This is a genomic window from Burkholderia sp. F1 (assembly GCF_050813845.1).
GTDB classification, from domain to species: domain Bacteria; phylum Pseudomonadota; class Gammaproteobacteria; order Burkholderiales; family Burkholderiaceae; genus Burkholderia; species Burkholderia ubonensis.
Genome location: NZ_CP172422.1, coordinates 57,682 through 77,174 on the forward strand (window position 1 = coordinate 57,682; position 19,493 = coordinate 77,174).

Genomic DNA, 19,493 nt, shown 5'->3' on the forward strand with positions numbered 1-19,493 from the left:
GAAACGAATGATCAGCGATCCGAACCGCGCGGCGACGAAGCGACGCTGCCTACCGGGTTAGGGTCGCCGCCTCGGAATCCGAGTACACCCTGCGCCCGCTGACCCATGTCTCCAGCACGGTGATGTCGCGCAGTTGATAGGGATCCCCCGGTTTGGCTTGCAGGGGATCCTTTTCCAGGATCACGAGGTCAGCCTGCTTTCCTTCTTTCAAGGAGCCGATCTGATCGTCCAGGTGGCATTGCCAGGCCGCGTCGATGGTAACCGCGCGCAGCGCTTCGGGCGCGCTCAGGCATTCGGCCTCATTCAACACCGAAAGCTCCGGGTCGGCTTCCATCGCCCGGCAGACTGCCTGGTCCATATAGCGCAATGGGCCCAGTGGAGAGACGAAGTGATCGCTGTGCAGGCTGAAGCGAAGGCCCTCGCGCAGCGCCGACTTGCATCGATCGAGCTTCTGCGCGCGTTCTTCGCCAAGAATGGTCCTTTGGAAGGCGCGTCCCCAGTAGCCGACATGGCCGATCAGAAAACTGGGCGAGATGGACAGCCGCTTCATGGCGCGAAGATCGTCGTCGCCAAGCAGCGACGCGTGCTCGATCCGATGGCGCAGCTCGATCGGTGCTGCGGAGGGTTTGGGCGGAACCGAAGCGGCCTCAGGAACCTTGCTCAGCGCCAGTTGGTAGGCAGCCAATACATTGGCGACGGCTTCGTCACCGTTGGCATGGGTCATGATCGGCCATTCGGCCTCGACGACCTGCTGCATGACTTGAGCCAGTGTTTCGACGGGGTTGAAGTTGAACAGGCCATTGGGCCCCACGCCGGGAACACTGTGTTCGCCGCAGCACTTGTATGGCTTGCTTTGCAGGCCGGTCAATCCTTGGTTGGAGCCGTCGGCAATCAGTTTCATCGCCCGGATGGTAAACAATTCCTCAGGCTTGCTATTCAATTGAGGCTTGAATTGTTTGATCCACAGCGGCCAGAGGTCGTTATTGCCGAACAGGGCCGCGCCCATGCGAACCGTCATCCACGGCGTTCTCGCCAGTGCCTGCATCAGGACGACTTCATAAAATCCTCTTCCCGCCCCCAGGCCGGCATCGAACAGGGTGGTAATGCCGCGCTTGTTCGCGTCCCGCAACACGCGCCGTATCTGGAAAAGCAGATCAACGGGCTTCGGAGGCGGCATGGCTCCCATCATCCGGGTGAGTTGCGTTTCGGTCAGCACGCCGCCGGGGTAAAGCTCCTGGAGGCCGGCGGCTTGCAAAGCGCTGCTGTTCGCATAGCCGATGTGCCCGGAGGCATTGACCAGGAACAGGGGAATGTCTTTGCTGATCCCGTCCAGCCAGGCACGGTCGATATCCACCCAATCGATCATCAGCGACGGGTCGACGCCAAATCCGCAAACCCACTTTTCGGTGCCTGCCTGCGCGTCGCCGACGGCTTGCTCAAGCTGCTCGCGGATAAAAGGCGCACTGTAACCGGGCCGCAGCCTTTGGTCCTCGAAAGGTGTCAGGTCCAGCCAGGGCTTGGTGCGGAACAGCGCGCTGGGCAGCAGATGCATGTGCGGATCGATCAAGCCGGGAAGCAAGGTCTGACTGTCTTTGAGCGCCTGCTCGCGAGCGTCGGGGAATTTCTCCCGCATGCGTTGGCGCACCTCATCCAGCGTACCCGCGGCGATGACCTTGTGGTCGGCGATCCCCAGCGCGTCGACGCGCTTGTTGGTGTCTTCCGGGTCCGGATAGATGTGTCCACCGTAAAAGATGACGGCCTCGGGCGCGCGGTGCGCTTCCAGCTGGCTCAATTCCTTGAGCAGATCCTGCCATTCACTTTCGCCCTGGCTGAAGGGGGTTGCCAACATATGGGTGCTGCAGCATGCACATCCGAGCTGGTGTCGATCGAACATGAAAAGCTCCTTTTGGCTTTTATTGCATTAGATGTACTTATTGTTCGCCGCGGATAATTTCAGAAATCAAAACACTGGGATGGATAGGGTGCTGAATGGCGTCATGCAGAATCGGTGAGGCCCGCTTCAAGAACTCCGCTGGCGCATTCAACGCGATGGTGCCGAGACCGGTGAGGCGTTAATGGTCAATCGTATGTATAAGCGCCGCTTGCGTATGGAGCAAGATCAAAATCCGTGCGCCTGACTGAGGTCGGGAGGAATTCGCGGTGGCCGACGGGTCAAGCGGCGTCGACGCGCCGTCTGCAAGGCCCTGTCGCGGGCGCCCCGCGCGCATTGGACACGGCCGGCCCATGACGGGCGCACGCGCAGGTTCGCGTTGGGCGTCACGTATCGCGCATGCGGGCCATGCCTTCACTCCAGGCGGTCGTGAAGAAGATCACGCTGACCGCGCATGTCGGCGACAGCATTTTCGCGTCGTGGCCGGACGGCTCGGCGTCATACGGCGTGGTGGAGCTGACGGCGGACGACAACACGCAGAAGACTTTCAGCAAGACGCTGCGGATCCGCGTGTGGACAAAATCGCCCGACTTCACCGTCACGCCGGCGCGACCGCTGAGGCTGTCGAACGGCCATGACGAGATGACCAACGCGAAGGTGACGCTGACGGGCGCCGACCGGACTTCGGTCGTTGCACCGGATACGGTGCGAAAGGTCACGCAGGTCAGGCCGGGCGACGGTGGCGGCATCGACGAAATCCACAACCTGAAGATCAGCGCCAACGCGCCGGCCCGGAACGGCGCTGCCCGCGCCAACGGGAGCTATAGCGGCGATCTCGTATTGCTGTTCGAGCCGACCGCCGCATCGGGCGACGACAGGCAGATCGAGCGGTAAGCGCCGCGCCCGCCAGGCAAGCGCTCGCCTCCTGCATCACGCCATCACACCAGCTCGCCGAGACACGCATCGAATTGCGCGACCAGCAGGTCGACATCCTGCGCGGTCGTCTCGGGACACACGAGCATCATGTTGTGGAACGGCGTGATCAGCACGCCGCGATTCAGCAGGTACAGGTGCACGATGTGCTCGAGCTCGCTGTCGAGCTGCTGGCCGGCAAGCGTGCCGTTGCGCGGCGGCGTCGGCGCGAACTGGAACTCGGTGCGCGCGCCGATGCGCGTCACGCACCACGGCAGCCCGTGTTTCGCGATCGCCTGTTCGAGCCCTGACGCGAGCCGCGCGGCCAGTTCGAACATGTGCGCGTAGGCTGCCTCCGTCGCCACTTCGTCCAGCGTCGCGCGCATCGCATGCATCGCGAGCATGTTCGCGGTGAGCGTCGTGCCGATGCCCGAATGTCCGGGCGGCGCGTTCAGCTTCGCCTGCTTCGCGCGTTCCGCGAATTCCGCACTGAAACCGTAGACCGCGCACGGCACGCCGCCGGCAATCGGCTTGCCGACCACCAGCACGTCGGGATCGAGCCCGTGCGCCATCGCATAGCCGCCGGGGCCGCTGCTGATCGTGTGCGTCTCGTCGATCACGAGCAGCGTGCCGTAGCGGCGCGTCAGCGCGCGGGCTTCATCCCAGAAGCCGGGATCGGGCAGCACCATCCCGATGTTCGTCATCGCGGGCTCGGCGAGCACGCACGCGACGTCGCCGGCCTTCAGCGCCGCTTCGAGCGACGCGAGATCGTTGAACTCGACGACGCGCGTGTTCGCGAGCAGGTCGTACGCCTGGCCGAGCAGGCTGTCGCGCTGCACGGGACGGCCGTCGACGAGATCGACGAACACGTCGTCGACCGTGCCGTGGTAGCAGCCGTTGAACACGACGATCGTGTCGCGGCCGGTGGCCGCGCGCGCCCAGCGCAGGACGAAGCGGTTCGCGTCGCTCGCGCTCAGCGCGAACTGCCAGACCGGCAGCCCGAAGCGGCGCGCAAGTTCGCGCGACACCCACGCCGCATCCTCGCTCGGCAGCATCGTCGTGTAGCCGCGCGTGGCCTGCTCGGCGAGCGCGCGATGGGTTCCGGCGCATGGCCGAACATCGCGCCCGTGTCGCCGAGACAGAAATCGACATAGCGATGGCCGTCGACGTCGGTGAACGTCGCGCCGCGCGCTTCCTTCACGTACAGCGAGAACGGGGTCGACCAGTCCTGCATCCAGTGCAGCGGGACGCCGAACAGCAGGTGCTCGGCGGCTTCCGCGGACAGTGCGCGGGATTTCGGCATCGCTTCGGCGAACGCGCGGCGCTCGCGGTCGAACAGCGCGTGGGCGCGGGTGAGGTCGACTCCGTGACGGGAACGCAAGTTGGGCTCCTCTGGCGAGATTGATCGGATGACGCCTGAGCGAGCTTGTCATATTCCGCGTGCGGGGTCGATCAGGGCTCGACCACGTATCTGTGTGATTTGAAGTTTTTGCGCATAAACATACGACAACGGATGTCTTGAGATTGGTTCTTGATGTGAGTGTGCGCTCACATGTTTCCGGATATCCGCCAGAAAATAGCGAGTGAGCCAGGTTTTTGCGAGACTGCAACCCTGTCCAGGCTATCCGATGTCGTACGACGATCCGGGCCTTTGCGGTACGCAACATGCCGAACGCGTCGGCGGTCCAGCCGATCTCCGGCGTGACGACGGCGACGTCGCCGGGGCCGGTGGATGCGTTCGACGTGAGCGGGATGACGCTGGTGAACGTCGTGATCGCCGGGCAGGCGATCGACGCGACGATCACGGACCGGCGGTAGCGCGCCGCACGTTCCGGCCGCCGAGCGCTACGCCAGCGTCTTCACCATATGCTCCTCGTCGTAGTACTGGCCGCTCACGAGGAGCGAGCGCGGCTCGGTACCGAACCGCACGAATCCCTTCGACAGGTAGAGCCGCCTGGCCGCTTCGTTGATCGCGTTGACGCACAGCAACAGCTGCGTGCATTGCCACGCGCGTTCCGCATGCGCGACGGCCGCGTCGAGCAGCGATTCGGCGATGCCGCGCCGACGGTAGGCCGGATCGACGAACACGCCCCAGACCGTCGCCTTGTGGCGAACCTGCGCACGCGCATCGCGCCGCACGCCGGTGATGCCGACGAGCGCGTCGCCGTCGAACGCGCCGAATACCGCGAGCTCCGGCGTCAGGCGAATGCGCGACACCACTTCGTCGAGGGAGAGCGCGGCCTGTTCGTCGCGGGTCGGCAGGAACGAGGTCGGGGACGTCTCGATCGCAAGGAGGCGCAGGGACTGGAACAGCGGCGCGTCGGCGGTGTCGAGCAGGCGGATCGTGATCATGTGTCGTTGGTCTGGTGGATCGTTGGAATCTGCGGCGCGCCGCGCCGCAGGGCACGTCCATGCTAATCGGAATCGGCAACGCCTGCTTTGCCGATCGAAGCCGCCGCGACGACGTGGTGATGCGCGCGACCGCCGTGTTGTGCTGGCCGGTCGGCGTGCGGTTGAACGACACGATTCACGGAGCGCGGGCTCGGCTGGCTGGCCGATCTTGCTGCGGTCATTCGCCGTGGTCGTGTGGCGAGGCGGGAAATCGGGCCGCCTGGAATCGCGTGTTGCGTGTGTCCGGGCCGTAGTGAGCCTGAGGATGGGAAGGCGCGGTGCGTCACGCCGGACTGGCGGCGTGCACGAAGCAAAGTGAGCGGCGCGGCGCGTGACGTCGCGCTGGCGAAATCAGTACCGCGACAGCTGGCTGCCGTCGATCCGCACGCGGTCGCCCGGGTGCAGGTCGCCCGGCGTCGGCACGTCGAACGCGCGCGTCGAGCCGTCGCTGACCTGCACGTCGATCCGGTAGCTGCTCGGCGCCTGCTGCGCACCCATCTGCTGGCCGATCTGGTTGCCGGCGACCGCGCCGCCGAGCGCGCCGATCACGGTCGCCGCATCGCGGCCGTGGCCGCGGCCGAACTGGTTGCCGATCACGCCGCCGAGCAGTGCGCCGACCACGGTGCCGGCGACGCCCGCCGGCGCCACGGCGCTGCTGACCGGGCGGATGTTCGTGATCGTGCCGTATTGGCTGCCGTACTGGTTTCCATACTGCTGGTTCCCGTATTGCGAATCGTACGGAGACGGCGCCTGGTTCGGATAGGCGGGCTGTTGCTGCACGTAGCCGGGCTGCGAGTACGCGGGTTGCGCATAGCCGGGCGTCGCGTATTGCTGCTGCGGATAGCCCTGCGCGCCGTACGGGCCATAGCCCGGCGCGACGCAGGCAGTCAGCGGGAGCGCCGCCACGGCGACGAGCGAGGCGAACAGAACGGTCTTCGTGGAGGGCATGCGCTTCATGATGTTTCCTGCATCGGCAACGTGTTCGCCGAGGGGATCAAGGGACGGGGGGCGAACTCGGCGTGAGTATAAGGAATGGCCGCAGGCGCGTCCGGAGCGGACGGGTAACAACGTGTAAAGTCTGTTGCCGCGTAAATCCCGGGGTCTGTATGTCCGGCTCGCCTGACCGCCTCGCATCGCAAAATCGAATGCGCGGCATCGCGACATTTAATTGGCGCCGCGCACGGGCGTCCGATATCGTGACCGGATTCCCCACTCACGGTCGCGCGGCGCCCGCTGCGGTTCCACCCCTGTCCGCTTCGGCGCGGCTGCGCGATCGCCTCACCGCCACCGGCCCATGACTGACCGCATCTTCATCAACGCCGTCGCCCCGGACGGCCAGCCCGTGAACCTCGTCGTCCGCGACGGCCGTTTCGTCGCGATCGGCCCTGATTGCGCGCCGCCGCCCGGCGCAGACACCGTCGATCTCGGCGGACGGCTCGTGCTGCCCGGTTTCGTCGACGGCCACATCCATCTCGACAAGAGCTTCGTCGGCACGCGCTGGGTGCCGCACGAATCCGCCGCGACGCTGCGCGAGCGCCTCGCCGCGGAAAAGTGGCTGCTCGCGGCCGCGCCGCCGATCATCGAGCGCGCGAATGCGCTGATCGCGCAGGCGGCGGCGTTCGGCACCGTCGCGATGCGCAGCCACGTCGACGTCGATGCAACCACCGGGCTCGCGAACCTGCACGCGGTGATGGCCGCGCGCGAGCAATGGCGGGGCATCGTCGACATCGAGCTGGTCGCGTTCCCGCAGGCGGGCGTCGTGTCGTGCCCCGGCACCGCCGACATCCTCGACGCGGCCGTGCGCGAGGGCGCGGACGTGGTCGGCGGCATCGACCCGACGACGCTCGACGGCGACGCGGACGGGCAGCTCGACATCCTGTTCGGCATTGCGGAGAAGCGCGGCGCGAAGCTCGACATCCACCTGCACGAGCCGGCGCAGACCGGCATCGCGCAACTGCTGCGGATCGCGGCCCGCACGCGCGCGGCGGGACTCGGCGGACGCGTCGCGGTGAGCCACGCGTATGCGCTCGGCCAGGCGCCGGCCGACGACGTCGCGCGCACGGCCGCGGCGCTGGCCGACGCGGGCGTCGCGATCCTGACGAACGCGCCGGGCGACTGCGCGTTTCCGCCGGTGCGGCTACTGCGCGAGGCGGGCGTGAACGTATTCGCGGGCAACGACAACATCCGCGACGCCTGGTGGCCGTACGGCAACGGCGACATGCTGCAGCGTGCGATGCTGGTCGGCTATCGCTCGGGCTTCTACACCGACGACGAGCTCGGCATCGCGCTCGACATGGCGACGCATGCGGGCGCGCGCGTGATCGGCGCGCCGGCCTACGGGCTCGCGGTCGGCTGCGACGCGACCTTCGTCGCGGTCCGTGCGCCGAATGCGGCGGCGGCCGTCGCGGGCGTGCCGGCGGAGCGCTGGGTCGTGCGGCGCGGCGAAAGCGACGCGGGTGCGCCGCTCACGCCGGCGCTGCAGTTCGCGCGATGAGACGGTCGCGCATCGCTTTGAATCGTTCAGACGAATGGGTATGTTGATGACCAGCCTGCTGATCCGCAATCTCCGCACGCGCGCCGGCGACGCGCTCGACCTCCTGATCGACGGCGACCGCATCGCGCGGCTCGGGCCATCGCTCGACGCGCCGGACGGCTGCGTGGTCGAGGACGGCGCGGGCGCGCTCGCATTGCCCGGCCTCGTCGAAGGCCACACCCACCTCGACAAGACGCACTGGGGCATGCCGTGGTACCGCAACGCAGTCGGCCCGCGCCTCGTCGACCGCATCGAGAACGAGCGGCGCTGGCGCGCGACGAGCGGCCACGACGCCGGCGCGCAGTCGCTGGCGCTCGCGCGCGCGTTTCTCGCCGCCGGCACGACGCGGCTGCGCACGCACGTCGACATCGATACCGACGCCGGGCTGCGCCATCTGCACGGCGTGCTCGCGACGCGCGACACGCTGCGCGGGCAGATGGACATCCAGATCGTCGCGTTTCCGCAATCGGGCGTGCTGAAGCGCCCCGGCACCGACGCGTTGCTCGCCGACGCGCTGCGCGCGGGCGCCGACCTGCTCGGCGGGCTCGACCCGTGCGCGATCGAAGGCGACCCGGCCGAGGCCGTCGACGTGCTGTTCGGGATCGCCGAGCGCTTCGGGCGCGGGCTCGACATGCATCTGCACGAGCCGTCGACGATGGGCGCGTTCTCGCTCGACCTGATCCTGCAGCGCACCGCCGCGCTCGGGATGCAGGGGAAGGTGACGATCAGCCACGGGTTCTGCCTCGGCGAGATCGACGAACGCGCGCGCGACGCGCTGCTCGCGCGGATGGCCGCGCTCGGCGTCGCGCTGGTCACGACCGCGCCGGCGTCGGTCGCGGTGCCGCCGCTGGCCGCGTGTCGCGCGGCCGGCGTGACCGTCATCGGCGGCAACGACGGGATACGCGATACGTGGTCGCCGTACGGATCGCCCGACATGCTCGAGCGCGCGATGCTGATCGCCATGCGCAACGATTACCGGCGCGACGACGCGCTCGAGACCGCGCTCGATTGCGTGACCGACGGCGGCGCGCGCGGCTGCGGCTTCGCGGATTACGGGCTGCAGGCCGGCGGCCGCGCGGACCTCGTGCTCGTCGATGCGCTGACGCCCGCCGAGGCGGTCGTCGCGCGGCCCGTGCGCCGGCTGGTGGTGTCGTCGGGGAAGATCGTCGCGCGCGACGGCATGCTGGTCTAAAGATACAAGCACCGCCGGCGGGCCGCGGCCTCAGCGCCGCTCGCGCTCCAGCATCGCGGCGAGCGTCTTCGTCAGCTCCCTGACCATCGGGTCGGCGGTGGGCCGGTGCAGGATCGCGATGTCCATGTTCTCGATCGGCGCGAAGCCCTGCTTCGCGCTCAGCACGACGTGCTCCGCCGTGACCGCGCGCGCGGGCAGCACGCTGATGCCGAGCCCGTCGGCGACGGCGGCCTGGATGCCGCTCAGGCTCGACGTCGTGAAGCTGATCCGCCAGCGGCGCCCGCGTTCCTCGATCGCCTTGATCATGTCGTCCCGGTACAGCCCGCGCGGCGGAAACGCGACGATCGGCACCGGGTCGAGATCGATCGACGGATGCTTCGCGCTGTCGATCCACTTCAGTTTCTCCGGCCAGCGCACGACCGCTTCGCGGCTGTCGCGCCGCTGCTTGATCAGCACGAGATCGAGGTCGCCGCGGTCGTATGCGGCGCTGACGTCGCGGCTCAGCCCGCAGGTGACTTCGAGCTTGACCTGCGGATGCCGGCGCTTGAATGCCGCGAGCGCGTGCGTCGTGTTGCCCGCCGCGAAATCGTCGGGAACGCCGAGCCGGATCGTCACCGCGACGGTCGCGCCCGACAGCGCCTCGAGCATCTCGTCGTTGAGCGCGAGCATCCGGCGCGCATAGCTGAGCACGGTCACGCCGGCGTCGGTCGGGCGCACGTCGCGCGCGCCGCGATCGAGCAGCCGGTGCCCGGCGATGTCCTCCAGACGCCGCACTTTCTGGCTGACGGTCGACTGGGTCGAGTGCAGCCGCGCGGACGCGGTCGTGAAGCTGCCGCAATCGGCGACCATCACGAGCGCGCGCAGCAGGTCCAGGTCGAACAGCGGTCTATTCATTTCTGCACTTCGGTGGGTTCGAACATTTCATTTCCCAATACATGCCGCGATTTTTAGCATGCGCTGACGCGGCGGACAATCGCTGTTTCACCGGGGCGAGTGCTGTCTAGGCTGTGAAGCAAAAATCCGGCTGGGCGACGATTCGGGCCGCTGCCGACACGACTTGTGCAGACATCCGGCCGCAATGAATATCGGGCGAAATGCGCGCTGTGGCGTGTACGCGTCGCGAGAGGTAGTCACCGAATATTTGCCGGATTTTCCGGAAAATTCCATGCAAGTGGATGGCCTTTCGTTATTCCAGCACCGCTCACCCACACGAATTCCCCCAGCCGGATTAACCCTTCCCCTGACCACTTGCGCTCAAAAATTGAGCGGTCTAGACTGCATCACGGCTTCATCGGAAAACAAGCTGTTCGCGTGCCGCGCGGGCCATCCGGCGCGGCGCTCCCCACCGGACGCCAGGGCGGCCGCCCGCCGCGTCGAGACCCCGAAGGACATGCCATGAACCGGACTGCAAAGCTTCTCGTCACCGCGCTGGCGTTCGCGCCGCTCGTCTCGTCCGCCCAGGACGCGACGACGATCCGCTGGGGCATCGATCCCACGTACCCGCCGTTCGAGGCGAAGCAGCCGGACGGCTCGCTCGCGGGCTTCGACATCGACCTGCGCAATGCGATCTGCGAACAACTGCGCGCGAAATGCGTGTGGGTCGAGCAGGGCTTTGACGGGATGATTCCGGCGCTGCGCGCGCGGAAGTTCGACGTGATCATGTCCGCGATGACGGCAACCGACGAGCGGCTCAAGCAGATCGACTTCTCGAACAAGCTGTACGCGTCGCCGGCCGCACTCGTCGCGCCCGCCGGCGCGACGCTGCTGCCGAACGCGGCGTCGCTCGCGGGCAAGCGTATCGGCATCGACCAGGGCACGACGCAGGAGGCCTACGCGAAGGCCGAATGGGCGCCGAAGGGCGTGACGATCGTGTCGTACCAGAACCAGGACCAGGTGTACCAGGATCTCGTCAACGGCCGCCTCGACGCGACCTTCCAGGACAAGACGCAGGCCGGCTATTCGTTCCTCAAGACGCCGCGCGGCAAGGGCTTCGCGTTCGCGGGCCCCGACGTGACGGACGCGCGCATCACCGGCTATGGCGTCGCGATGGGGCTGCGCAAGGGCGACGCCGACATGAAGAACCGCCTGAACACGGCGATCGCCGCGATTCGCGCGAACGGCACGTACCAGAAGATCGCCGCGAAGTATTTCGATTTCGACATCTACGGCGCGAAGCCGTGATGACGTGAACCCATGATTCAACCCACCGACAGGCAAGCCATGACCATGAGTATCCGAGACCGCGTCGCGAAGGCCGTCACGCCCGAACTGATCGACGCGTTCCACGCGGAAGGCGCGGTATGCATCAAGGGCATCTTCTCGCCGGACGAGATCGCGGCGCTGAAGTCCGGCATCGACGACAACCTCGCGCACCCGAGCCCGCGTGCGAAGGTCGCGAGCCGGCCCGACGATCCCGGCTGGTTCTTCGAGGATTTCTGCAACTGGCAGCACAACGCCGCGTACCGCGAGTTCATCGTGCGCTCGCCCGCGCCGTCCGTCGCGGCGGCGCTGATGGGCGTCGACACCGTGCGGCTGCATCACGACCACCTGCTCGTCAAGGAGCCCGGCACGCGGCAGCGCACGCCGTGGCACCAGGATCAGCCGTACTACAACATCGAAGGCGACGACAACGTCAGCATGTGGATTCCGGTCGATCCGGTGCCGCTCGAATCGACGCTCGAATTCATCGCCGGCTCGCACCGCGGCCCGTGGCTGATGCCGCGCACGTTCATGGACCGGGAAGCGAAGTGGTTTCCGGAAGGCAGCCTCGCCGACCTGCCGGACATCGAAGCGGACCGCGCCGCGTTTCCGATCCGCCACTGGGCGCTCGAGCCCGGCGACATGGTGTGCTTCCGGATGCTGACGCTGCATGCGTCGGGCGGCGCGCGGAACCGCCGGCGCGCGTTCTCGATCCGCTTCGTCGGCGACGACGTCCGCCATGCGCCGCGGCGCTGGAAGACGTCGCCGGATTTCCCGGGTCTCGCGGACGAGCTGGCGGACGGCGCGCCGCTCGCGCATCCACTGTTTCCGGTCGTGTGGTCGAAGGAGGCCGGGCAGGCGGCGGCGATCTGAGCGTGCCGCTCAGGTCTGCTTGTGCCCCGCGCCCGGCTTGAAGCGCGAGCCGAGCCGGTAGCGATTGCCCGGATGCAGGAAGTGCACGAAGGTGACGGGCAGGCCGTTGGTCCAGGTGCGGCGCGTGAGCGTCAGGCACGGCTCGCCGGCGCGCATGTCGAGCAGCTGCGCCTGCTCGTGCGTCGGCAGCGACGCATCGACGACGTGCTCGATCTCCAGTTCGTCATGCGACACGTTGTTGTACAGATACTCGGACGGCGGTTCGCTCTGGAAATCCTGGTCGATGAAGCCCGGCGCGGCCGCGGGATTCACGTAGCGATCCTCGAGCTGGATCGGCCGCCCGTTCTCCTCGTGCACGCAGACGACATGAAACACCGGCGTGTTGACCGGCAGGCCGAACGCGGCCGCGACGTCGAACGATGCCGGTTCGCTTGCGCGGCCGAGCACGCGGCAGCGGTATTCGTGGCCGCGCGCGCGGATCTCGTCGCGGATGTGCGCGATCATCAGCAGGTTCGATTGCGGCTTGTTCTCGGCGACGAAGGTGCCGACGCCCGCCACGCGCTTCAGCGCGCCTTCCTCGGTCAGCTCGCGCAGCGCGCGGTTCACCGTCATGCGCGCGACGCCGAATTGCGCGGCGAGATCGAGCTCGGACGGGATGCGGTCCCCGGGACGCCAGTCGCCGGATTCGATGTTCCGGCGCACGAGCGTCTTGATCTGCTGGAACGGCGCGGTGGTCTTCTTGACCATCGGGAATCCTTGGGCGGGGAGAAGCGACGATTCTAGTCTTCGTGACTCACGATGACCAGAATCTCCGCCTGCGTTGCGCCGAGGCTTCGCGTGCGGTGCGGAATCAGCGCATTGAAGTAGACCGAGTCGCCCACCTTGAGCTGCACCGTCTCGTTCGGGAACTCGATCTCGACGCGCCCCTTGTGCACGAACAGGAATTCCTCGCCGTCATGCTCGCGGAACGTCGACGCGACGAAATCGTGCGGCGGACGGACGATGAACGGCAGCATCTTCTTCGGCGCGACGCCGGCCGCGATGCTCTCGAACGGCTGGGCATGCCCGGCGGACCTGCTGCCCGGCGCGGCGCGCTCGTCCGCGCGCGTCACGGTGATCAGCTCGCGATTGTGGCGCTCCGAAAACAATTGCTCGACATCGACGTTCAACGCCTTCGACAGCTTCAGCGCAACGGCGATCGACGGCACGCTCAAGCCACGCTCGACCTTCGACAGATAGCTCTTGGTGAGGCCGGTCTCGTCGGCCAGCACATCGAGCGTCCAGCCCTTTTGCTTTCTCAACAGCTTCAGGCGAATCGTCATGGGGCACGGGTTTCTTTCGAAAAACCGATTGTAACGCATGACACAATGTGTCATATAATCGACTGCGTGTCTCCAGGCGCATATGCGAAACGCGCAAACGGATGCGCATGACGGGGCACGTCCTTTCGATTGAGGAGGCTATATATGGCAGAAACACTGCAGTTGCCGAAGGCGGCGCTCGTTGCGCTTGCCGAGCGGCGTCTCGAGAGCGAGGTGGGCGAGAGCGGCTGGACCGTGCGGCAGAAACTTGCGCTCACGTGCCGGATCCTGTTCGACGCGGGGCATGATTCCGGCCTGGCCGGGCAGATCACGTGCCGCGCGGATGAGGCCGGCACCTACCATACGCAGCGGCTGGGGCTCGGTTTCGACGAGATATCGGCCGCGAACCTGCTGCGGGTCAACGAGGATCTCGACGTCGTCGAAGGCGAAGGCATTCCGAACCCGGCCAACCGGTTCCATACGTGGATCTATCGGACACGCCCCGACGTGAACTGCATCATCCACACGCATCCGACGCATGTCGCGGCGCTGTCGATGCTCGAGCAGCCGCTCGTCGTATCGCATATGGATACGTGCCCGCTCTACGACGATTGCGCGTTCCTGAAAGACTGGCCCGGCGTGCCCGTCGGCAACGAGGAAGGCGAAATCATTTCGAAGGCGCTCGGCGACAAGCGGTCGATTCTGCTGTCGCACCACGGCCAGCTCGTGGTCGGCACGACGATCGAGGAGGCCTGCATGCTCGCGCTGCTGATCGAACGGGCCGCGAAGCTGCAATTGCTCGCGATGTCGGCCGGCACGATCCGGCCGGTTCCGCCGGCGCTGGCGCGGGAAGCACACGACTGGATCTCGAAGCCGAAGCGCGATGCCGTGACGTTCGACTATTACGCCCGTCGCGCGCTTCGCACGCATCCCGATTGCGTTGCCTGAACCATCGATGCAATCGTTCCGCATTGACTTTTAATTATGGAGTGCAAATCGTGTCGATCCTGCTGCAAGGCATCATTGCCTACCCGGTTACCCCTTTTTCCGCCGACGGCGACGTCGACCTGAAAGCGCTTGAAGCGCTGATCGAGCGTCTGATCGCCGATGGCGTTCACGGCATCGCGCCGCTCGGCAGCACGGGCGAGAGTGCGTACCTGTCCGACGCCGAATGGGAGGCGGTCGCCGACGCGTCGATTCGTGCGGTCCGCAAACGCGTGCCGACGGTCGTCGGCATTTCCGACCTGACCACCGCGGGCGCGGTGCGCCGCGCCCGCTTTGCCGAGCAGGCCGGCGCCGACGCGGTGATGGTGCTGCCGGTGTCGTACTGGAAGCTGGGCAACGACGAGATCGTCGGCCACTATCGCGCGATTGGCGACGCGATCGGCATTCCGGTCATGCTGTACAACAATCCCGCGACGAGCGGCGTCGACATGTCGCCCGAGCTGATCGCCACGATCTGCCGCACCGTCGACAACGTCACGATGGTCAAGGAGAGCACGGGCGACATCACGCGGATGCACCGCCTCGCGCAATTGAGCGACGGCGCGATTCCGTTCTACAACGGCAGCAATCCGATGGCGCTCGCCGCACTGGCCGCGGGCGCGGCCGGGTGGTGCACGGCCGCGCCGAACCTGAACGCGCGCTTGCCGCTTGCGCTGTATGAGGCCGTTCGGGCGGGCGACCTGACGAGGGCGCGAGCGGTCTTCCACGCGCAGTTGCCGCTGCTGCAATTCATCGTCAGCGGCGGCCTGCCGGTCACCGTCAAGGCCGGATTGCGCCTGCGCGGCTTCGACGCCGGCGAACCGAGAAAGCCGCTGCTGCCGCTCGGTGAGGACAGGACGCGCGAACTCGCGCGCCTGCTCGCCGCGCTGCCGGCGTGAGCCGCGACGCGCATCCGGCGATCGAGGCGGGCATCGGGGCCGTGCTCGTCGGGGCGTGCCGGCCGCTGGCCGGCACGCCCCACGCGAGCGCGATCGCCAAGCGGCCGGTCCCGACGCGCCTGTGGCTGGGCGCGCTTGGCTTTGCGGGCGACGAGCAGGCGGATCGCCGGCATCATGGCGGCGCCGACAAGGCGATCCATCACTACGCGTTCGACCATTATGCGTGGTGGTCCGCGCAGATCGGCGCACGCGGCGTGCTCGCGCAACCGGGGGCATTCGGCGAGAACCTGTCGACGTCGGGTATGACCGAGCGCGATGTCTGCATCGGCGACGTCTTCACGTTGGGCGGCGCCGTGCTTCAGCTATCGCAGTCCCGACAACCCTGCTGGAAGCTCAACGTGCGTTTCGAGCATCCGCGGATGGCCGCGCTCGTGCAGCAAAGCGGACGGACCGGATGGTATTACCGCGTGCTGGAGGAAGGGTGGGTGGAGCCGGGCGCGGTGCTGGCGCTGCACGCGCGCCCCCATCCGGAATGGCCGCTGTCGACGGTGCTCGACGTGTTGTACCGGCGCACGCTCGACATGGCGGCGCTCGACGCGCTGTGCGGCATCGGGACGCTGCCGCCCGCCTGGCGCAAGATGCTCGAACGGCGCCGGACGGAACGGACGGTCGAAGACTGGACGAAGCGGCTGGAAGGGTGACGGGCGGCGGCACGCGGCTTATCCGGCCGCCAGCTTCCGCACGTCCGCCGTCGGCGTGGTGCCGAACGCATCGCTCAGCGCGTAGTCGATCAGCTGCCGCGCGGTCGCGTCCGGCGTTGCGAGCGCCCCGCTCGCCTTCAGCTGGTCGAACTTCTCGCGCTGCGGGAAACGATCGGTGCTGGTCGCGCGGATCGTCGCCTGCATGCCGGTATCGACGACGCCCGGCGCGACGCTGCAGATGCGCAGCCCGCGCATCGCATCCAGCGTGACCGCGCGCGCGTGATGGTCGAGCGCGGCCTTGGTCGCGCAGTAGATGCTCCAGCCCGCGTACGCGTTGTGCGCCGCGCCGCTCGACACGTGGAGGATGCGGCGCTCGACGGTGTCGGCGCCGGCCTGCGCGAGCGCGCTCGACAGCATCAGCGGCGTCGCGACGTTCAGGCTGACCGCGCGCGCGACCGCCGCCGGGTCCTGCGCGTCGAGCGGGCCGATCGGCTCGACGGTGCCGGCGTTGTTGAACAGCAGCACGGTGGACGCGCCGTCGACGAAGCGGCTCATTGCGTCGCCGGCGAGCCATGCTTCGACGCGTGCCGGGTCCGACAGGTCGAGTTCGACTTCGGCGAAGCGCTCGCCGGCTTGCGCGCCGAGCGACGGATGGCGGCTGCGCGACAGGCCGAGCACGGCGATGCCGCGCGCCAGCAGTTGCGCGGCGAGCGCGGCGCCGAGGCCGCGCGTGTGGCCGGTGACGATGGCGCGAACGGACGGGAATGGAGTGGACGGCTGGGTCATGTCGATGAGAAGCGAACGGGGGTTGAACGAGGGCGCGCGCGGCTGGCGAGGGGGATGGAGCCTGCCGGGAGGGCATGCCATGCTGCGCTGGCGCGATGGCCGATCGATCACGGTGGCGGGGCGCCGGAAGCGGCCGCCCCGATGCGTCGTGACCCGCCTGACGAAGCCGTATGGTAGCGCCGGCATCCGCGTCGCGCAAACGCGGATGCCGTTGCGCGATTCACACGGTCGCGACGAGGAACACTTCGCCGTCGACCGGCCGGAACCCGTCGGTCCGTCCGGTGAAATAGCGTTGCGCGAGATCGGCCGGCAACACGCAACGGGCTTCACTGAAGCCGGCTTCGCTGGCGAGCGCGAGGATCCCGGCCGGACTGAAGAGGCTCACGAACGGCGTGCCGGCATCGCGCGCGCGGTCCAGCACCGCCTCATATATCGCGCGGTCTTCCTGCTCGACGAGCTCGGGCGGCAGCAGGAACGTCATCGCGAGCGTCGTGCCGCGCGCGAGCGACGCGATCTGCCGCAGCGTCGCCTTGATCGCGTCGAGGCTCAGGTACATCGTCACGCCGGTGGACGCGACGACCGCCGGCTGGTCGGCCGCGAATCCTGCCGCCGCCAGTTTCTCGAACCACGAATCGCTGGCCTCGAAATCGACCGGCACGAGATGCAGCCATTCCGGCACGCCGAAACCGAGCGAGATCAGGCGCTGCCGCTTCCATGCCTGCGGGCCGGGCTGGTCCACTTCGAACACCTGCAGGCGCGACGCGAGGCCCGGCCGGCGCTGCGCGAAGGTGTCCAGCCCCGCGCCGAGCAGCACGTACTGCGCGATGCCGCGGTCGGCGTACTCGGCCACCAGATCCTCGATGAAGCGCGCGCGTCCGACGACCGACGCCCGAAAGCCGCGCGTGCCCTGCGGGTGCATGTCGGGACGGTCGCGCCAGTCTTCGTCCGGCGCGATCAGTTGCAGGCCGATATCGTCTTCGAGCACATACGGCGGCGCATCGACCTCCGTGTGCATGGCCCGCCACAGTGCGACGCGCAATGCGGTGCTTTCCGGTGCGACGGACTGCTTGTCTTGCATGACGTTCTCCTGTCTGGTGGCGAAAGTTTGAGCCGCGCACAGAGTGTAGTCATCGTGCGTGGCGGTTCCAAGCTGGCCGTTACGCCGGAGTGAGGGTGACAGGCGGCGATCGCAATCGATGCAAAAATCGCAACGATTGAGATGAATGTGACGAATGCCGCGACACGCAACCGCACGCCCCGGTGGCGCGCACCGGCTATCATATGGCTCGCCCGCCCGGCGCGCCGCCGGGCCGCGATCCGCTTCCCTTTCACACGCAGCACGCCGCGACGCCACCCATGAACACCACTCCGGATACTCCTTCGCCCCGCCCCCTTCGCGAACTGACGCAGCTCGAAGCGCGCATTCTTGGCGTGCTGGTCGAGAAACAGCACACGGTGCCGGATACGTACCCGCTGTCGCTCAACGCGCTGACGGCGGGCTGCAACCAGAAGACCGCGCGCTCGCCGGTGATGAACGTCACCGAGGCCGAGGTGACGACCGCGATCGACGGGCTGAAGCACCTGAGCATCGTGATGGAGGGCAGCAGCAGCCGCGTGCCGCGTTTCGAGCACAACATGAATCGCGTGCTCGGCGTCCCGAGCCAGGCGATCGCGCTGCTGACGATCCTGCTGCTGCGCGGCCCGCAGACCGCCGCGGAGCTGCGCCTGAACACCGCGCGCCTGCACGGCTTCGCGGACATCTCGTCGGTCGAGGCGTTCCTGGAAGAGCTGGCGACGCGCGAGCCGCCGCTCGTCGTGAAGCTGCCGCGTGCGGCCGGCGCGCGGGAGAACCGCTGGACGCACCTGATGTGCGGCGAGGTGAGCGTGAGCGACTTCGCGGGGCAGGATGCAGGCGGGGCCGATTCCGTTCCGCCGTCCGAGTTCGAGGCGCTGAAGGCCGAGCAAAAGCGTCTCGCGGACGAAGTCGCACGGCTGCAGGCGCTCGTCGAGCGGATGGCCTCCGAACTGGGGATCGACGTCGACGCGCAGGGCGACGCTTCCTGACACCGTGCCCGGGAGCGCGCGGGCAACGCTTTACGGCAACTTGACGCCCGGCCGGAGATAGCGCGTCCCGCCCGGTTTCAGGATCGGCGTCAGCGCCGCAAACGGCACATCGAGCTGCGGCCCGAGATCGTGCCGTCCGCCGCCGGCCGGCTGTCGAGTTCCATCACGACCGCGCCGGCGCCTTGCAGCGTGCCCTGGTAGACGATGCGCGGCGCGGCATCCGCGAAGCCTGCGTGCAGCGCGAGCAACAGCGGCGCAATCCGAACCGGGAGTCTCATGGCGATCCTTTCGACGACAGGAGACACGGGCGACAACGACACCCGCATTACCAGCGGCATCCCGCCTTCCCGGACGCGTCGACGTGCGACGCCCACGAGAACTCGGTTTGCTTGCCGGTGCGCGCGCTCGTGTAGGTCATCGAATGGACTACCCCGCCCTGGCTCGCCATTACGTATTCGCCGTTGATCTTGCCGTCGATCATTTCCAGCCAGATCGTCGTGTACTGAGGGGGGCGGCCTTCCACGAGCGTTTCGTGGTCCTCGTGCTTGAGCAGCAGCGGAATGACCGTTTTCGATTTCGCGTAGCGGACCATGCCGCCCGACCATTGGGTCGCGTCGTCGTAATACGTGCGCAATTCGAAGCGCACGGGTTTGTCGCCGTCCGTCCTGAAGCACAGCACTTCCGTGCTGACTTCGGCGAAAGCGGGCAACGCGATGCAGAGCAGCAGTGCGGCGAGCGCTTTTTTCATGGTGGCGCGTGAAGGATGA

General features: G+C 67.4%; 20 protein-coding genes and 1 pseudogene. 10 read left to right on the forward strand and 11 right to left on the reverse strand.

Features of this window, described 5'->3' with window-relative positions:
- Nucleotides 1-49: 49 nt before the first annotated feature.
- Nucleotides 50-1,894, reverse strand: a complete 1,845-nt coding sequence (locus tag ACFIMZ_RS19215) for an amidohydrolase (RefSeq protein ID WP_431823943.1) — start codon at nt 1,892-1,894, stop codon at nt 50-52.
- Nucleotides 1,895-2,299: 405 nt separating this feature from the next.
- Here ACFIMZ_RS19215 and ACFIMZ_RS19220 point away from each other — a divergent pair, with 405 nt between their 5' ends.
- Nucleotides 2,300-2,785, forward strand: a complete 486-nt coding sequence (locus ACFIMZ_RS19220) for a CS1 type fimbrial major subunit (protein ID WP_431823944.1) — start codon at nt 2,300-2,302, stop codon at nt 2,783-2,785.
- Nucleotides 2,786-2,829: 44 nt separating this feature from the next.
- Here the strand turns inward: ACFIMZ_RS19220 and ACFIMZ_RS19225 are convergent.
- A pseudogene (locus ACFIMZ_RS19225) lies at nt 2,830-4,184 on the reverse strand (aspartate aminotransferase family protein).
- 284 nt (nt 4,185-4,468) lie between these two features.
- Here ACFIMZ_RS19225 and ACFIMZ_RS19230 point away from each other — a divergent pair.
- Nucleotides 4,469-4,621, forward strand: coding sequence for a hypothetical protein (locus ACFIMZ_RS19230; RefSeq protein WP_431825460.1), 153 nt, complete (start codon nt 4,469-4,471; stop codon nt 4,619-4,621).
- Nucleotides 4,622-4,648: 27 nt separating this feature from the next.
- On the opposite strand, the gene ACFIMZ_RS19235 is transcribed toward ACFIMZ_RS19230, so the two are convergent.
- Nucleotides 4,649-5,155, reverse strand: coding sequence for an N-acetyltransferase family protein (locus ACFIMZ_RS19235; protein WP_431823945.1), 507 nt, complete (start codon nt 5,153-5,155; stop codon nt 4,649-4,651).
- Nucleotides 5,156-5,545: 390 nt separating this feature from the next.
- On the reverse strand, nt 5,546-6,151 hold the full coding sequence (locus tag ACFIMZ_RS19240) for a glycine zipper 2TM domain-containing protein (protein ID WP_431823946.1): 606 nt from the start codon (nt 6,149-6,151) through the stop codon (nt 5,546-5,548).
- 337 nt (nt 6,152-6,488) lie between these two features.
- Here ACFIMZ_RS19240 and ACFIMZ_RS19245 point away from each other — a divergent pair, with 337 nt between their 5' ends.
- Nucleotides 6,489-7,688: an amidohydrolase family protein gene (locus ACFIMZ_RS19245; protein WP_431823947.1), complete on the forward strand. Its 1,200-nt coding sequence runs from the start codon at nt 6,489-6,491 to the stop codon at nt 7,686-7,688.
- Nucleotides 7,689-7,734: 46 nt separating this feature from the next.
- Complete coding sequence (locus tag ACFIMZ_RS19250; protein ID WP_431825447.1) at nt 7,735-8,919, forward strand: amidohydrolase family protein; 1,185 nt, start codon at nt 7,735-7,737, stop codon at nt 8,917-8,919.
- 30 nt (nt 8,920-8,949) lie between these two features.
- Here ACFIMZ_RS19250 and ACFIMZ_RS19255 read toward each other — a convergent pair whose 3' ends face one another.
- Nucleotides 8,950-9,813, reverse strand: coding sequence for a LysR family transcriptional regulator (locus tag ACFIMZ_RS19255; RefSeq protein WP_431823948.1), 864 nt, complete (start codon nt 9,811-9,813; stop codon nt 8,950-8,952).
- 501 nt (nt 9,814-10,314) lie between these two features.
- On the opposite strand from ACFIMZ_RS19255, the gene ACFIMZ_RS19260 reads away from it, so the two are divergent.
- Together ACFIMZ_RS19260 and ACFIMZ_RS19265 are read left to right on the forward strand one after the other, a co-directional pair.
- Nucleotides 10,315-11,100, forward strand: a complete 786-nt coding sequence (locus tag ACFIMZ_RS19260; RefSeq protein WP_431823949.1) for an ABC transporter substrate-binding protein — start codon at nt 10,315-10,317, stop codon at nt 11,098-11,100.
- A 39-nt stretch (nt 11,101-11,139) separates the two neighbouring features.
- Nucleotides 11,140-11,991 (forward strand): phytanoyl-CoA dioxygenase family protein, encoded by an 852-nt coding sequence (locus ACFIMZ_RS19265; protein WP_431823950.1) that lies wholly within the window; start codon nt 11,140-11,142, stop codon nt 11,989-11,991.
- A 9-nt stretch (nt 11,992-12,000) separates the two neighbouring features.
- Here the strand turns inward: ACFIMZ_RS19265 and hutC are convergent, their stop codons facing one another.
- Both hutC and ACFIMZ_RS19275 read right to left on the reverse strand, forming a co-directional pair.
- Nucleotides 12,001-12,738: a histidine utilization repressor gene (gene hutC, locus ACFIMZ_RS19270; protein WP_431823951.1), complete on the reverse strand. Its 738-nt coding sequence runs from the start codon at nt 12,736-12,738 to the stop codon at nt 12,001-12,003.
- A 32-nt stretch (nt 12,739-12,770) separates the two neighbouring features.
- Entirely contained in the window at nt 12,771-13,313 is a 543-nt protein-coding gene (locus ACFIMZ_RS19275) for a helix-turn-helix domain-containing protein (RefSeq protein WP_431823952.1), read from the reverse strand.
- A gap of 144 nt (nt 13,314-13,457) precedes the next feature.
- Here ACFIMZ_RS19275 and ACFIMZ_RS19280 point away from each other — a divergent pair, with 144 nt between their 5' ends.
- From ACFIMZ_RS19280 to ACFIMZ_RS19290, 3 genes are read left to right on the forward strand one after another with little or no spacing between them, the layout of a single operon-like run.
- Nucleotides 13,458-14,240: an aldolase gene (locus ACFIMZ_RS19280; protein WP_431823953.1), complete on the forward strand. Its 783-nt coding sequence runs from the start codon at nt 13,458-13,460 to the stop codon at nt 14,238-14,240.
- Nucleotides 14,241-14,290: 50 nt separating this feature from the next.
- Nucleotides 14,291-15,175 carry a dihydrodipicolinate synthase family protein gene (locus ACFIMZ_RS19285; protein ID WP_431823954.1) on the forward strand — a complete coding sequence of 295 codons (885 nt, stop codon included), beginning with the start codon at nt 14,291-14,293 and terminating at the stop codon, nt 15,173-15,175.
- Complete coding sequence (locus tag ACFIMZ_RS19290) at nt 15,172-15,876, forward strand: MOSC domain-containing protein (protein WP_431823955.1); 705 nt, start codon at nt 15,172-15,174, stop codon at nt 15,874-15,876. The genes ACFIMZ_RS19285 and ACFIMZ_RS19290 overlap by 4 nt, the downstream gene beginning before the upstream one ends.
- A gap of 18 nt (nt 15,877-15,894) precedes the next feature.
- Here ACFIMZ_RS19290 and ACFIMZ_RS19295 read toward each other — a convergent pair whose 3' ends face one another.
- Both ACFIMZ_RS19295 and ACFIMZ_RS19300 read right to left on the reverse strand, forming a co-directional pair.
- Nucleotides 15,895-16,662, reverse strand: coding sequence for an SDR family oxidoreductase (locus ACFIMZ_RS19295; protein ID WP_431823956.1), 768 nt, complete (start codon nt 16,660-16,662; stop codon nt 15,895-15,897).
- 220 nt (nt 16,663-16,882) lie between these two features.
- On the reverse strand, nt 16,883-17,740 hold the full coding sequence (locus tag ACFIMZ_RS19300) for a class I SAM-dependent methyltransferase (protein ID WP_431823957.1): 858 nt from the start codon (nt 17,738-17,740) through the stop codon (nt 16,883-16,885).
- Between the two features lie 278 nt (nt 17,741-18,018).
- On the opposite strand from ACFIMZ_RS19300, the gene ACFIMZ_RS19305 reads away from it, so the two are divergent.
- Complete coding sequence (locus tag ACFIMZ_RS19305; protein WP_431823958.1) at nt 18,019-18,726, forward strand: YceH family protein; 708 nt, start codon at nt 18,019-18,021, stop codon at nt 18,724-18,726.
- A gap of 89 nt (nt 18,727-18,815) precedes the next feature.
- Here ACFIMZ_RS19305 and ACFIMZ_RS19310 read toward each other — a convergent pair whose 3' ends face one another.
- Nucleotides 18,816-19,004 carry a hypothetical protein gene (locus tag ACFIMZ_RS19310; RefSeq protein WP_431825461.1) on the reverse strand — a complete coding sequence of 63 codons (189 nt, stop codon included), beginning with the start codon at nt 19,002-19,004 and terminating at the stop codon, nt 18,816-18,818.
- Between the two features lie 47 nt (nt 19,005-19,051).
- Entirely contained in the window at nt 19,052-19,474 is a 423-nt protein-coding gene (locus ACFIMZ_RS19315; protein WP_431823959.1) for a hypothetical protein, read from the reverse strand.
- Between the last annotated feature and the right edge of the window lie 19 nt (nt 19,475-19,493).